The organism is Microcoleus sp. D2_18a_D3 (assembly GCF_036702455.1).
Lineage (GTDB): Bacteria > Cyanobacteriota > Cyanobacteriia > Cyanobacteriales > Microcoleaceae > Microcoleus.
In genome coordinates this window covers 1-14,541 of sequence record NZ_JAUBTK010000070.1, presented here as the reverse complement: position 1 = coordinate 14,541, position 14,541 = coordinate 1, and the positions used below count along the sequence as shown (strand labels likewise).

Sequence of the window (14,541 nt, the reverse complement as noted above, 5' to 3'; positions counted from 1 at the left end):
TGTTTTGGCTTGTATTGCTCATGGGGCTGAGTTGGCAAGAGATTGTTACTCTATTTCTGCTTCATCACCACCAAAGTAATATCATCAAACACCCTCTGAACACCAATATACTGTCGCACATCATCAATCACAGCTTCCCGAATTTCTTGGACCGAGCGCTGACGATTTTCAACCACCACTTGCCACAGCCTCTCTAATCCGTACTGCGCTTTATTAATATCGAAAGCTTCAGGAATTCCATCAGTATAAAGCACCACCACATCCCCAGGATTTAACTGCACTTCTTCTTGAGCAATAAACTCGCCAATCTCTGCTTCTAAGCCAATGGGAAAGCCTAAATCCATCGTATCTATGCACTCCAATTTGCCATCAGCGCGCACCACAATCATTTCCTCATGTTGTCCGCTTAATTTCAGGACACCTCCGGCATAGTCTAATATAGCTAGAGACATATTTTTCGGGCAGTCCATGCGCTGGAGATTGTCATAAAGAGTTTGGTTGAGGACATCCAAAAACTTCACTGGATCTGTTTCGTTCATTTTATGAAGCGTCCTGACTGCCGTTTGTGCCATAATCATCAACACGCCGCTTTCTAAACCATGTCCGGTGACATCGCCAATGCTAATCTTGACTTGACCATCCTGTTGCAATACGTCGTAGTAATCGCCGCCAACTTCGTCAGCAGGTTCCATGAACCCAGCTATTTCTAAGCCTTCAATTCCCTCTAATTCGGACTGTTTTGGCAACACCATTTGTTGCAGTTGTTTGACAATATCGAGTTCCGCACTCATGCGGACATTTTCGGCTTTGAGTTTCTGATTCAGGGTACTAATTTCTCCGTTAGCTTGAGCTAGTTGAGCGGTTCTTTCATTAACTTTATCTTCTAAGTTTTGATAGAGTGTGGCATTTTCAATCGAAATAGCTGTTTGTGAACATAAGATTTTTAAAACTTCCAATCTATCTGGGGTAAATGCCCCCGCAGTCCGATTATTTTCTAGATAGATAATACCGATCAGTTTGCCTTGATTAATAATAGGAATACATAAGACTGACTTGGGCTGGTTTTTAACAATATAGGGTTCACGAGTAAAAACTCCTTCGTTAGTAGCATCAAATAAAACGACATCTTCTTGAGTTCTTGCAACATATTGGATGACACCTAGTGGCAGTTGTTTGCTATTTTCAATGTTGATTGACTGTAAGACAGTGACTTGTTCTGAATCCACAGATACTTGTGCTTCAATCAGCAATTTTTCCTGAGATTCTAAAATCAGAGAACCAACTTGCGCCCCGGCATTTTCAATGAGAATTCTCATCAAGGAGGTGAGTAATTTATCCAGTACAATTTCGCCGGAAATGGCTTGAGAGGCTTTCATCACGGTAGCTAGATCCAAAGCTTCTCCTGACTGAGTGCCAGTTAAGGTACTGCTTGGTACCATGCGCGTGGAAGTAATGCTCTTTCCAGCAGATAATTTTGGCAGCAACTGCGGGTATTTTTCCTCCAAATCTTCCACCTTGCGTTTAGCACCCCAAAGCTGGTAGCCATAGTGAGCTTTTTTCATGTAGAGTTGAGCGATTTCCTCTTTGCCTTTACCTAACCAGAACTTGGCTGCTAGTTCATTGCCCAAAGCTTCATTCTGGATATAGCCATTCTCACGGGCTGAAGCGATCGCGCGATCGTATAAGTCCCATATCACTTCTATTTCTTTACCTGAGATACGAGCGATTTCTGCTTCCACTAATAGGTATTTGTGGAGGAAATTTTCCGGACAATTATCTGCCCAGATTTTCATCTTTTGTTGATTTGTTTTTAAAATTTCCCCATATTCCTTCTGCTGAGAGTTGCTGGCGATTGGATAAAGAGCGCCTAAAATTAGAGAATAGTAAAAATAATGTTCTGGTTGATTGGCTAGACCTGAAACAAAGACTAAAATTTTATCACTGTTTTTTATCTCTTTTAGAGCATTTTCATAATCTCCATAGAGGAATAAAATTTGGGCTTTCAAGATGTTATACGGTGCTATTCCAATCATAAAATCGGTTTTTTTCCACATTTGGAGGCACTGAAATTCATCAAACTCCTCATCATTAAAAGAAAACTTGTCCTGAGTTAATCCCTGTAAATTTAAGATGAAATGCTGATAGAATTGCTGAACTCCCAACCACTCCTGATTTTTGGTTTGCTTAAGAAACTCAATCAGCTTGGAGGATTCTTCAAGAATGCTACTGAAATCATCGCCACTTAAAATTCTTTGGATAATTAAATTGTTAGAATTATAAGCGCCATAAGCATCTCCAGTTTCCACTCCGGCTAGGTAGCCCTTTCTAAGAATCGGAAAACCTTGCTTAACATGGCAACGCCAAGGACTAATAAGACCACCGAATAGAAGGCAAACTTTGCTAACTAAATTAACATTATTATATTGCTCACTAAGCTGCATAGCTAATTGACCAAATTCATAACCTGTCTTATAGTCAATTAATCTCGCTCCTGCTATAAATCCCCAGCCAACATATCCATGAGCTGAAACTTCTGATTTGCCATATTCAAGAGAAAGATTGACCATTTTTAGGGAGATTAAAGCCATCAAATCTTGGTCAACCAAATAAGCAGGCGCACTAATATTCATTAAGAGTTTCATACAGAGTATGATTTCGGGATTAATCATCTCCGGTGCGTCAATTAGCTCAGCTATTTTTATTTTTTCCAACTTGGCTTTGTACAACCCTAACTCTAATTCAAATTCCGCCAGAATTTCTGACTTGGTGGTTGGCAAAGTTAATCCTAAACTCTTTAAAGTTTCTGAAGCTGTATTAATGGCCTTTAAATATTTGATACTTCGCTCGTATGCAGCTATACGAATGTTTTGAATTTCCGCTCGTTCCAAATTAGATTTGGCTCGGCTTAATATGAGATCGACCAATTCTTCTGCCTGTTCAAAATGACCGCAGAGATACTCACACTCAGACTGTTCTCGATATAAATTAAAGGTTAAATCGTAATGCTCCTGCCAAATATCTCCAGGTAAAATCTCTACTCCCGGAGTAAAGTATTGAACTAGAGCAGCAGCGTAAGCCGTTGAAGCTTTGGCTCTTCTTCCTGCCTCAAGGTTCAACCGTGCTAATTCCACAAGTTGGGATTCATCAGTTATCAATTCCCAAGCTAAATTTAGATGATCGACTATCTCAAATATTTTTTCCGGTAGCTCATCAGTAGATACATTCGTTAGTAACAACTGCCCAATCTGGAGATGCACCGCTTTTTTTAGGTCATCATCAATGAGAGCATAAGCGGCTTGTTGTACCCGGTCGTGCAAGAATTTATAATCTTGAATTAACAGTTCTGAATCTAACTCAGATATAGACAGGATTAACCCTGACTGCACTGCTGTTACCAGGTCTGGAAAAATTTCTCTCGGTGATTTTTCACAAATGATGGAGAGAGTGTTTAAGTCGAAGAAAGCGCCTACACAAGATGCTAAACGCAAAACCTGTTGAGTCGATTCTGGCAGTTTCTTTAACTTACCAATCATCAACTCCACCACGTTGTCGGTGATGCCTTGTGCTTCAATGTTTGAAATATCCCACTGCCAGCCGTGACGTTCAAAATCAAACGTTATTAAGTTTTCGCTGTGTAAGGTTTTCAGGAACTGATTGACAAAGAACGGATTGCCTCCCGTTTTGCTCATTACCAGGTTGGCTAAAGGTTGACTTTGGTTCGTAGTGCTATGTAAGGTATCGGCAATCAGTTGGTTAATATGTTCTAGTGCTAAAGGGGCTAAGGTAATAAAATTGACAGTTGCTCCCTGATTGCGTAGTCCATCCAGCATCATCATTAAGGGATGCGCGGGGCTGACTTCATTGTCCCGATACGCCCCAATCAGAAACAGATATTGCATAGAAACATCTGTCATCATCAGTTCTATTAACTTAAGGGTGGCGGAGTCCGCCCACTGCAAGTCATCCAGAAAGATGACCAACGGATGCTCTTTGGCGCACAAGGCCCGAATGAACTTGCTGAAGACAAGATTAAAGCGGTTCTGCGAGTCTGTTGGCCCTAACTCTGACACGGGCGGCTGTTTGCCCACTATCAGCTCCACTTCCGGTATCACGTCTATAATCACTTGACCGCTAGTACCAAATGCGCGTCGCAGTTTTTCTCGCCATTGCTCCAATTGTGCTTCGCTCTCGGTTAACAGTTGCCGCACCAATCCTTGAAAGGCACTAGCGATGGCGCTGTAGGGCACGCTGCGCTGAAATTGGTCGAATTTGCCATCTGTAAAGTAGCCCCGTAGTCGAGTATTTGGTTTATGAATCTCGGCTACCAGCGATGACTTACCAATACCGGAATAGCCCGCCACCAACATCATTTCGATTTTGGATTGGGGATTGTCTGCTACTCTCTCAAATGCTGCAAGTAAAGTTTCAACTTCAGCCTCACGTCCATAGAGTTTTTGGGGAATTTGAAACTTGTCAGAAATATCTGACGAGGCGAGGGGAAAGTCTGATATATTTCCACTTGTCTGTAGTTGGTAAAGACATTCTTCTAAATCGGCTTTGACGCCCCAAGCACTTTGGTATCGTTCCTCTGCCATTTTCGCCATCAGCTTCATGACAATATCCGAAACGGCTTTAGGACAAGGTTCTCCCCCTCTCCCTCTCTCCTCTCCTCCTCCTAAAAGATGAGGGGGTATTGGCTGTTTGGCGATATGACAATGCACCAGTTCCAACGCATCGGTACTTTCAAAAGGTAACTGTCCCGTAAGTAGTTCGTAGAAGGTAACGCCGAGAGAGTAAAAGTCAGTATGGTAATCTAAAGAACGATTCATTCGTCCCGTTTGCTCCGGTGATATATAGGCTAAAGTACCTTCTAAAACATTGGGATTTTTCAGCGTAGGATTTTCGCGGGTTAATTGAGTGGAGATACCAAAGTCAATGATTTTGATAATTCCTGTTTCTGGGTTAAAGACGATGTTGGCAGGATTAATATCTTTGTGGATGACATTCGCAGCGTGAATAGTACCTAAAATCTCAGCCGTTCTGATAGCGATGTTGAGAAATTCTGGTAGGGGTGCAATGCCATGCGTCTCTACACGGTCATTCATCAATTGTTTTAAGGATGATGCGCCAAAATCCTCTAAGATAATAACCAAAGTTCTTTGATACGGTTCTAAGGCATAAGCTTTAACCACACCATCTATGTCCAGATTGCGGGTGATTTCATATTCCTGCTTATATCGGGTTAGCTCAAAGGGCGTGGGATAGTCTTGTTTCAGAACTTTGAGAATTACTGTTTTGCGATCTTGTTCTCTAATTCCCCGATACACCAGGGAATTGGCACTTTCGTAAATTTGGGCTAAAACTTTAATTCCAGGAAGTCTAATCATGTTTGGCTCTCGATTTTTGGCAGTTATGAACCTTACGGGCGATGGTCAACGACTGCTGATGGTACTCAATTGCCTTGGCATAGTTGCCCAGGGAAGCGTAAACATTTCGCAGATTACCCAATGCTGCCCCCTCACCTTAACGGTCTTTAATCTCTCGGTAGATAATCTATGTCTATTGACAAGACTCAAGGCTTCTTGAAATTGACTTGTCTCACCCTACTGAATTTCTCGCTCCAACATAGTATCGCAGCCAACAGGCTAGTATTTTTTTTTAATATTCGTCGAAGCATAGCCGAAACCCTTGCCGATAGTATGGAGTTCGACAAAACACGCTATTTCATCCGCCTTAATCCCCGTTCACCTGCGCTTAAAAATCGGGTTCCGCAGCTAAAAGCTCGATCGACAAATCCATCTGTTCCTTCCCCCGCGCCAAAAATCTTTCGCACTCCTGCCAACACTCCACAGCCACCCCAAACTGCTCGAAAACCTCCTCTAGAGGCAACTCTCCCGATTCCACCCGATCGATAATCGCTTCAATTCGATCGACCGTTTCCTCATAATTCCAATCAGGCTGGCGCAACTGCGAATCAATCATAACTTTTCTTCCGCATCCAATACTTCTACAATCTTAACTTTCAGCACGCCCCGACTCAACCTCACAGTCAATTCCTCTCCCAATTCCAAACCGTCAGTTGTGCGGACGATCGTACCGTCACTTTGGATTACCGCCGCATAACCCCTTTGCAATACCGCTGCCGGATTCAGTGCGGATAACTTTTCTTGCAATACTTCCAGTTTACCAGTTGCTTGCCGCAAAGTTCGGGATGTGGCAGGTAAGCGTTTTAATCGATTTTGTAACAGTTGCAAATGCTCTTCTTCTGTCTGAAATCTTGCCCGCATAGCACTTGCTAAATTGACCATTCGCTGCTTGTGTTCAAAGTAAATATCTGCTAAAATTGGTACAGCTTGAGCGGCCGCTGCAGTCGGAGTGTGGGCTCGTTTATCTGCTACTAAATCGGCGAGAGATTCGTCTCTTTCGTGCCCGATACCTGTAATAATTGGAATCGCACAATTCGCGATCGCCCTGACAACTCTCTCATCATTAAAACAAGCCAAATCTTCCGCAGAACCGCCGCCCCGCCCTAAAATGATCACATCCGCCCTACCGTCCAATTCTACACGGGCGATCGCCCTAGCAATGGCAGCAGCAGCCGATTCTCCCTGCACTCCTGTCGGTGACAGCAACACCCGCAAACCTGGATATCTTTGGGCTAGAGTCCGCTGAATGTCTCCCCAAGCAGCGCCAGTATCGGATGTCACCACGGCCACAATTTGCGGGTGTGCGGGAATCGGGCGCTTTCTGGCGGGATCGAAGAAACCCTCAGCATCCAAGCGCGATCGCAATTGCTGTAACCGCAAAGCCTGCAATCCTTCCCCAGCCGGTAGCGATTGCACAACAGTCAACTGGTACTCGCCGCGATTTTTGTAAACCCGGATGCTTCCCAAAACCAGCAACTGTTCCCCTTTTGCGGGTATTTGCACCAATTTTTGCCGCTGAGAATTCCATACCACGCAGCGAATAGCAGCGCTTTTGTCGGTGTCGCACAGAGTGAAAAAGCAGCCGCTGGGGTGGTGCGAAACGTTCGACACCTCGCCTGTCAGCCAAACTGATTGCAGGTTGCGATCGCCCTCCAACAAGTCTTGCAGGTATGATGTTAGTCCGCCAACAGATAAAGCTGTATCGGGAAGAATTGAAGTCATCCAATTTTAGATTTTAGATTTTAGATTTTAGATTTAGGCTACTATCAACACTTCGGACAGTGTGTGATTGCCAAGGGTAAAATAAGGGTTTCAGGGCGATTGCGCCATCGAGTTCCTAACGGACAATCAAGGGTTTCCGACTAGGATCTCAAAATAGTCCGGACTATTGTAGTATATCTAAGGTAATTTATTTGTAGGCTGAGCCGGCGATCGTAAATTTAACTGCAAACAAACTCATGATATCAGATACAATGACTTCGATGAATGTGCTGCGCCAAGAGGCTGCAGCGATCGGCATTACTGAGGAAGAAGCCAGAAAATACGGCGACCTCCGACATAAAAGAACGTGGTCTTTGGCGATCGAACATCACCTCTCAATGCAAGATTTTGCCGATCGCATAGAACAATCCTTCACAACTTCCGAACCCGATTCCTCCAGCGCACTCAACCACTCTCAGACTGAGGAGTCTAAAGACTATGGTATTCAGCTAACAGCGAACCTAGGCGAATCTAGAGTAACCAGGGAGAACGAAACAGCATCTCTTGCTGCGCCACCACAGCAAGCAGTAGCAATCGGGCGATCGCCCACACATTCCGACCACCCCAGCAACCAAAACCGAGGTTTTAAACAAGTAGTTCAAAATCATATTAAAGCATTAACAATTGCATCCGCATCCCGCACAAATCTGCCCCATTCACAACTGGGCAATTGGGTTTGTCCTGAGTGTGGGCCGGAGGGCGAATTGGGCTGTTACCTTTGCGCCGGAGAAGGCAATGTAGGGGACATTGCAGCTATTGGGTGGACGCTAGCTTATATGGAAATGTTGGGCTGTTCTGCTCGCGAAATTGAACCGTTGAGAAAAATTTCGCCTTCATCGAATATTCTGGAATTGAATTTAAAAGTTTGTGTTGCTATCAAACAAAGTAGCGAAGTTTTAGCCAGGACGGAGAAATGGGTAATTAGTCATTAATTACCTGAAATCTCAACCAAATTAAGTATTGATTCTAGCTTTTTTAAAGCAACTTCCAAATCGTCATTAACAACTTGGAAATCGAATTCCCCTGCCGCTTCTATTTCCTCTTTAGCCCGCACCAACCGACGGGCGATCGCAGTTTCGGAATCTTGACCCCGACTCCGCAGCCGCCGCTCCAATTCTTCCCAAGAAGGAGGTAAAATAAAAATTCGCAGCGCCTGTGGAAAATTATTCCTAATTTGCCTAGCCCCTTCGAGCTCAATTTCGAGGATTACCCATTTTCCCTCACGAATTCCTTGCTTGAGACCAAAATAAGGAGTACCGTAAAAATTACCGGCAAACTCAGCCCATTCCGCCAACTCTCCAGCCTCAACCATTTGTTCAAAGCGGCTGCGGCTGACAAAATAGTAATGCTGTCCCTCAATTTCTCCCTCACGGGGCTCACGAGTTGTCACCGATACCGAAAGATATAATTCGGAATGGCGGTTGAGGAGCGATCGTACTAAGGTGCCTTTCCCCACACCGCTAGGCCCCGTCAGAACAATTAATTTACCGGATTTCATTTTTAGAATAGAAACGTGTAACAATTCAAGTTTTCGCTTACTCTAAACTGTAAACGCTCAAATTGCAACTGACAAACCTCAATCATCCCGACTTTGACCGTCTTTGCTGATGACAAAACGATTAGCAACCGTTTCCGGCTGAATCGCCGAGAGGATGACGTGACTCGAATCTGTAATAATTACCGCTCTCGTGCGGCGCCCGTAAGTCGCGTCAACCAGTTGTCCCCGCTCCCGCGCATCAGTAATAATCCGCTTAATTGGCGCTGATTCGGGACTGACAATGGCAATCACTCGATTAGCAGACACAATGTTACCAAAACCGATATTAATTAATTGAATATCCATGAAAATCTTAATCTATGGGTGAACGACTAACTATCAATCCTTACTTTTTATCATATATACAAAAATTTTTTATTACAATCCTAAAATTAATCCCAACTAAGTTTTTTAGTTGAGATTGATTTTTTACCCTTTTGACGCCGAGTACCCCGTTCTTTATCAAAATTTTAAAAAAGACTCGCTGTTGCCACTCTATCTTAAAGATTCGGTAAAATCCTCGATTTTTAGTTGCTAATAAAAGCATTACCTGTATCGAGAAAATAGCCGTAAATGTTGCGAAATATAAACTTAATTTCCAGGGGAGGGAAAGTTAAGTATAATCAGTAATAAATAACAGCAAATATTCGCAAATGCTGGTTTGAGCAGCATTCAACCTAAACTCAAAGCGGCTGGCGATCCTCTTCGAGGGCTTCGCTAACGCACTTTTTGCCCGATTTTTTACCAAAAGATTGGGGATAATGTGCCAAACTACAGATTTTTATTGCATGATGTTCTACAATAAAATGGGTTTGTAGTGAAAATTTTAGTTTTATTAAGACCAATAAAAAAGTGTGGTTAGAATTATCAATTTTATAACAAATCTGAAAACTTGCAGAGTCTAGCGCCGGACACGGCAGTGCCGTTTCCCTACAGATGGTCGCAGGATTATATGTAGCAATAATTGTGGGAATTAGTATAAAAATCTGACCACTTTAGTTTTATTACAAACATTTTGAATTCAGCACAAGTTAGGCAAAAAGTGGTTTTACGCATGAGATGAATTCCGGTTGAATTGGAATGATTAAACCGCAGAAGACACAGAGAACACAGAGTCAGAGAACAGAGAGATGAATAATTCCGATGCTACCTGATTTGATATAAATTATAGCGGTAAGAGTTCATGCACACCGCACCCTACACATACAGGATATGCCTAAATCTTATTCAACAAAAAACAGGGATTAATGCAGATAAATTCACCCGCATTAATCCCCAGTTATTCCACACTTAAATTAAGCTGCAACTAAACCGCTGTGTCTCAACAAAGCTTTAGTGCTCGGTTCGCGTCCCCGGAAAGTTTTAAACACTTCCATCGGGTGCAAACTGCCGCCCAATCCTAACACTGTATCTCGGAAGCGCTTGCCTGTAGAGGCGATCGCACTTTCATTTTCCAAGCCCGCTTCCTCAAACGCCGCAAAAGCATCAGCGCTGAGCACTTCCGCCCATTTATAACTGTAATACCCCGCCGCATACCCGCCCGCAAAAATGTGTCCGAAAGCGCACAAAAATGCGTCTTCTTCCAGAGGAGGCAAAACTGTCGTAGTTTTAGCGATACGGTTGCGGACATCGGCCACAGTTTCGCTGCCGCCCGATCGATAGCGGTGGTGCAATTCGATGTCAACGCTGCTAAAATGTATTTGCCTGAGCATGGCGGTGCCGCTCATGTAGTGGCGCGCTGCTAGCAGTTTTTGGTAGTAGTGTTCCGGCAAAATTTCCCCGGTTTCGTAATGCTTTGCCATCCCGAACAAAGTCGCGCGGTCGTAACACCAATTTTCCATAAATTGACTGGGCAATTCCACCGCATCCCACTCAACATTATTGATGCCCGAAGCCCCCGGATAGTCTACCGTTGTCAGCATATGCTGCAAACCGTGACCGAATTCGTGAAACAAAGTTTCGACTTCCAAAAAAGTCATTAAACTCGGTTTCCCGTCAACAGGAGGACTTTGGTTGCACACCAAATAAGCCACCGGCAACCGTGTTGTTGTCTTTCCGGCTTCCACAAATTTAGCGCGCACCACGCACTCGTCCATCCAAGCACCGCCGCGCTTTTCTTCGGGGCGGCTGTAGGGGTCTAAATAGAAATTGGCGATCGTATTTCCTGCTTCGTCATCTATTTGGAAATAGCGCACATCTTCGTGCCAGACAGGAGTTTGACCGTCCGCCGCAGTTACTGTCACGCCGAACAGCCGCTTTACTAATCCAAATAACCCCTCTAATACCTGTGGCAAAGCAAAATAAGGCCGCAATTCTTCGGCACTAAAAGCAAACTTTTCTTCCCTGCGCCGTTCCGACCAAAAACCTACATCCCAGTGCTTCAAATCTCCAGCTTCCGGCGCGCCTTTTTCGGCAGCAAAATCTTTCAATTCTTCTAAATCTTTAACAGCCGCATCATAACTAGCCTGACGCAATTCTTCTAACAAAGCTTCCACTGCTGTCACGTCGGGAGCCATTTTGCTCGCCAGACTCAATTCGGCATAACTGCTAAACCCGAGCAAAGCAGCTTTTTCCTGGCGCAAAGCTAAAATGCGATCGGTCAACGGCCAGTTATTCAATTCTCCGCTACTTGCTCTGCCGATAAAAGCTTTGTACAACTTTTCGCGCAAATCGCGGCGGGTGCTGTGCTGCATGAAAGGGCCGTAACTGGGAAAGTCTAAAGTAATCCGCCAAGGGCCGTTTTCGGCATCCGCATTTTCTTCGCCGGCGCTGCGAGCGGCTTGAGCTGCTAAACTCAACAAACTCGGCGGCAAACCGTCAATTTCGTCTTTGTTTGTGAGGGTGATGCTGAATGCTTTGGTAGCGTCTAGGACGTGATTGGAAAATTGGGTAGTAATTTCGGCCAATTCTAATTGAATGGCATTAAAACGCTCTTTTTGATCGCCTTCTAAACCGACGCCGGAGAGTTGGGCGTCTCGGAGAGCGGCTTCGACAATTCGCTTTTGAGCAGGCTCTAAGCTGTCCCAATTTTCGCTAGCCCGCAGCGCTTTAAAAGCTTCATAAAGCGGTTTGCTTTGACTGAGCTTGCTCCAAAATTTTACTACTTCCGGCTGCACTGTTTCGTGAGCCGATCGCAGTTCCGGGCTATTTTTCACGCCCATCAAATGTCCGACAATGCTCCAGCTCCAATTTAAACGCTCTCCGAGTCGCTGCAATGGTTCTACTAAGCCGCTCCAAGTCGGCTCTACAGACGATTCTAAGTCAGCTAGCGAAGCTTCTAGTTCGGTCAGTAGTTGGGTAACAGCGGGGACTACGTGTTCTGGTTCGATCGCGTCAAATGGAGGCAATCCTTGACCGATTAGTAACGGGTTATCAGCAATAGTTACGGTTGCAGTCATTGATTTTTCTTGTAACAGGTTGAAAACAGTTGACACTCTCCGGGAATCAACGCCACGGAGATTCTTAAGACCACAATTTGAGTCTTAAAGGCGCTGACAAATCGCCTCTACACGCTCAAAACAACTACTAATACCAGAAGTATTGCAATTGCGCTTACTTTTGTCTTTTTATACTTTCAGAGTCCATCACCAAGCCAGTTAGGTACGCTCAACAATTCACTATTGCTTGTTTAACCAGACTACGATCGAGTCGAGGCGAGCTAAATCAGGAGTTACACCTTTTGAGATTGTTTCAACACGTAGATGGTTGTTCTTACTTGCCTTTCTAAATGTTCTAACACAAAGCCGTCAAGCGAAGGACGGGGCTTCAGACTCATTTTGTTGGTGAACTAGACAGATTAGCTTTTCATTTTGTAACACAGTTGTCGAAAAATTTGGACTCGATCGGGCGTGAGTCGGAGAGTCGGAGAATGTCTCAGTGTCCGAGGGGAAAAGTATTCCTTCTGACTGATGACTAATGACAACTGACAACTGACTAATGACTACTCTCTTGTGTGTGCTGCAACTCCTTGACAACCGTGATTAAGCGCTTGAGGTGAGGTTTGACAACTTCTTGCTGCTCGTGTTCCAAACGGTGGATTTGAGCTTGGACGATCGACAAATCAGCAGTCGATTGGTGCGCGGGAGCTTGCAGTTGGCTTTGCAAATTGGCCATGACTTTCTGGATTTCCAAAAATCGAGTATTTACTACTTCCCAGTCGTCTCTGGTGATAGAAGTTTCTGTCAAGCCTTGCGTCGCGCTTTGCAGTTGCTCTATAGCCTGTTCCACAGCTTGGAGATTCGCCCGTTGGCCAACCGATAAATCTTGCAGTTGTTCGCTCACCTGCTGGCGGACATCGAGCACAGCAGACGCCACGATTTCTTGCAAAGAAGCTACCGACTCTCCTAAACTCAGCAACTGCCGCTGAATGTCGATCGACTCCTCAAAGCCCTCAGCCCTAGGCATTGCAGCCATTTGCTGGCGCAGCGCTGCTATATCGGCAGATAACTGCTTGCGTAATTTAACGATTACCGTCACGGCCGTTTTTTCGACTTTATTGACAGACTTTTGGACTTGGGCCATTTCCGAATTTTGATGCACCCGCACTTGCTGCTCGAACCGATACCGGTTAGCAACATTCAGCGACAAAGCCAAAGTTAGGGGAGCCACCCCGTAAAAAGCTTGACCCGACACTGCCACCGCCAGGGAACCCACACCAGAGGCCGCCAGAGAGGCGTACTCTGCCAGCTCCAGCCAGTGCCTTTGAGGAAAACTTGGTCTCAAGTGGTTTGCAACAGAGGGTTTTGGCTTCCGCACGGCTCTTTGGGTCATAGTATTTGCTCGTTGTTGGTAAGGTTGCGAGACTGGGTGGAGCATCGATTTCTATCCTTTTTTCAGTTATATGTTTTAGATTATTTCTTGGCACTCTTCTATTTTTACCTTTGTGAGTAAGTTAAGGATGACTGCCATATTATTATGTATTTGGGAGCCTGTGGCGATCGCGCCCAATTCCGGCGGTTAAAAGGTTCGCCCCAACGCGCCCTCTATTTTACAGGAGTTAGGGTTATTCGGTGAGGGCGATCGACAATAGCTGTCCAGGCTAACTGAAAAATGCCTAAGACTATTTTAGATTTTAGATTTTAGATTAAAAGTAAAAAAAATGCGACCTACTGAGGGCGATCGGGATTTGGAGCTTGTCTGGAGTTGCATTTTTGTTCGCCCATTGGTATAATCTACTCTTTCTGAATTGCCCCTCTCAAATTTACTGTAAAAATTGACCAATGAACTCAGAAAAACCCGGAATTGGCGATCGGCTAAAGTCTATTTTCAGTATCTCCATCTTTATCATTCTCGTACTAGGAGTAGGCTTTTTAAGCGTGAATTTTATTTCAGCTCTCTATGCAAAATTTTCTTAAAATTAGTCCTGGACGCATTGGTTCCAGAAACCGTTTTTTTTACGATAATAGTTAGTCGCACTCGGCAGATTAGGTAAAAAACCCGGTTTCTTTAGTGGGAGTGAGCCCCAAACTGTTTGAGATTCCCAACTTCTTCAAGAAGTCTCGAATCTTAAGCACGAGATCATTTGTTTGGATTGCATTCTCCTTCTTCCTTCTTCCTTCTTCCTTCTTCCTTCCTCCTTCTTCCTTCTTCCTTCCTCCTTCTTCCTTCTTCCTTCTTCCTTCTTCCTTCTTCCTTCTTCCTTCTTCCTTCGGCTATAATTTCAACTATAAAGATTGTGGTCGGGGTCTAGCCAGACAATATAAAAAACATTTTCACTAAAAAACCCATGCACCCTGCCGTATTGGAGTTTAGACTAAGCAGGTCAAAAAGTGCGCTCGCACTGAGAGTAGCGAACAGTTCTCAAGAACGGCAATGGTC

9 protein-coding genes are annotated in these 14,541 nt (G+C 44.4%); 1 reads left to right on the top strand and 8 read right to left on the bottom strand.

What is annotated here, in order from left to right:
* Positions 1-50: 50 nt before the first annotated feature.
* The 4 genes from QUB06_RS25670 to xseA all read right to left on the bottom strand — a co-directional run bounded on the left by QUB06_RS25670 (position 51) and on the right by xseA (position 7,148).
* A complete protein-coding gene (locus QUB06_RS25670; RefSeq protein WP_333437685.1) occupies positions 51-5,387 on the bottom strand; it encodes an AAA family ATPase in 5,337 nt (1,778 codons plus the stop codon).
* Positions 5,380-5,508 (bottom strand): tetratricopeptide repeat protein, encoded by a 129-nt coding sequence (locus QUB06_RS25665; RefSeq protein WP_333437684.1) that lies wholly within the window; start codon positions 5,506-5,508, stop codon positions 5,380-5,382. The genes QUB06_RS25670 and QUB06_RS25665 overlap by 8 nt, the downstream gene beginning before the upstream one ends.
* A gap of 246 nt (positions 5,509-5,754) precedes the next feature.
* Entirely contained in the window at positions 5,755-5,982 is a 228-nt protein-coding gene (gene xseB, locus QUB06_RS25660) for an exodeoxyribonuclease VII small subunit (RefSeq protein WP_333039756.1), read from the bottom strand.
* Entirely contained in the window at positions 5,979-7,148 is a 1,170-nt protein-coding gene (gene xseA, locus QUB06_RS25655) for an exodeoxyribonuclease VII large subunit (RefSeq protein ID WP_333437683.1), read from the bottom strand. Before xseA ends, xseB begins: the two co-directional genes overlap by 4 nt.
* A 236-nt stretch (positions 7,149-7,384) precedes the next feature.
* Between xseA and QUB06_RS25650 the strand changes: the two genes are divergently transcribed.
* Positions 7,385-8,119 carry a hypothetical protein gene (locus QUB06_RS25650; protein WP_333437682.1) on the top strand — a complete coding sequence of 245 codons (735 nt, stop codon included), beginning with the start codon at positions 7,385-7,387 and terminating at the stop codon, positions 8,117-8,119.
* Here the strand turns inward: QUB06_RS25650 and gmk are convergent.
* The 4 genes from gmk to QUB06_RS25630 form a co-directional block, all read right to left on the bottom strand.
* On the bottom strand, positions 8,116-8,685 hold the full coding sequence (gene gmk / locus QUB06_RS25645) for a guanylate kinase (protein ID WP_333437681.1): 570 nt from the start codon (positions 8,683-8,685) through the stop codon (positions 8,116-8,118). The genes QUB06_RS25650 and gmk overlap by 4 nt on opposite strands.
* A gap of 78 nt (positions 8,686-8,763) precedes the next feature.
* Positions 8,764-9,030: an extracellular matrix/biofilm regulator RemA gene (remA, locus tag QUB06_RS25640; RefSeq protein ID WP_190659785.1), complete on the bottom strand. Its 267-nt coding sequence runs from the start codon at positions 9,028-9,030 to the stop codon at positions 8,764-8,766.
* Between the two features lie 989 nt (positions 9,031-10,019).
* A complete protein-coding gene (locus tag QUB06_RS25635) occupies positions 10,020-12,122 on the bottom strand; it encodes a M3 family metallopeptidase (RefSeq protein ID WP_333437680.1) in 2,103 nt (700 codons plus the stop codon).
* 535 nt (positions 12,123-12,657) lie between these two features.
* On the bottom strand, positions 12,658-13,494 hold the full coding sequence (locus QUB06_RS25630; RefSeq protein ID WP_333437679.1) for a hypothetical protein: 837 nt from the start codon (positions 13,492-13,494) through the stop codon (positions 12,658-12,660).
* Positions 13,495-14,541: the final 1,047 nt, after the last annotated feature.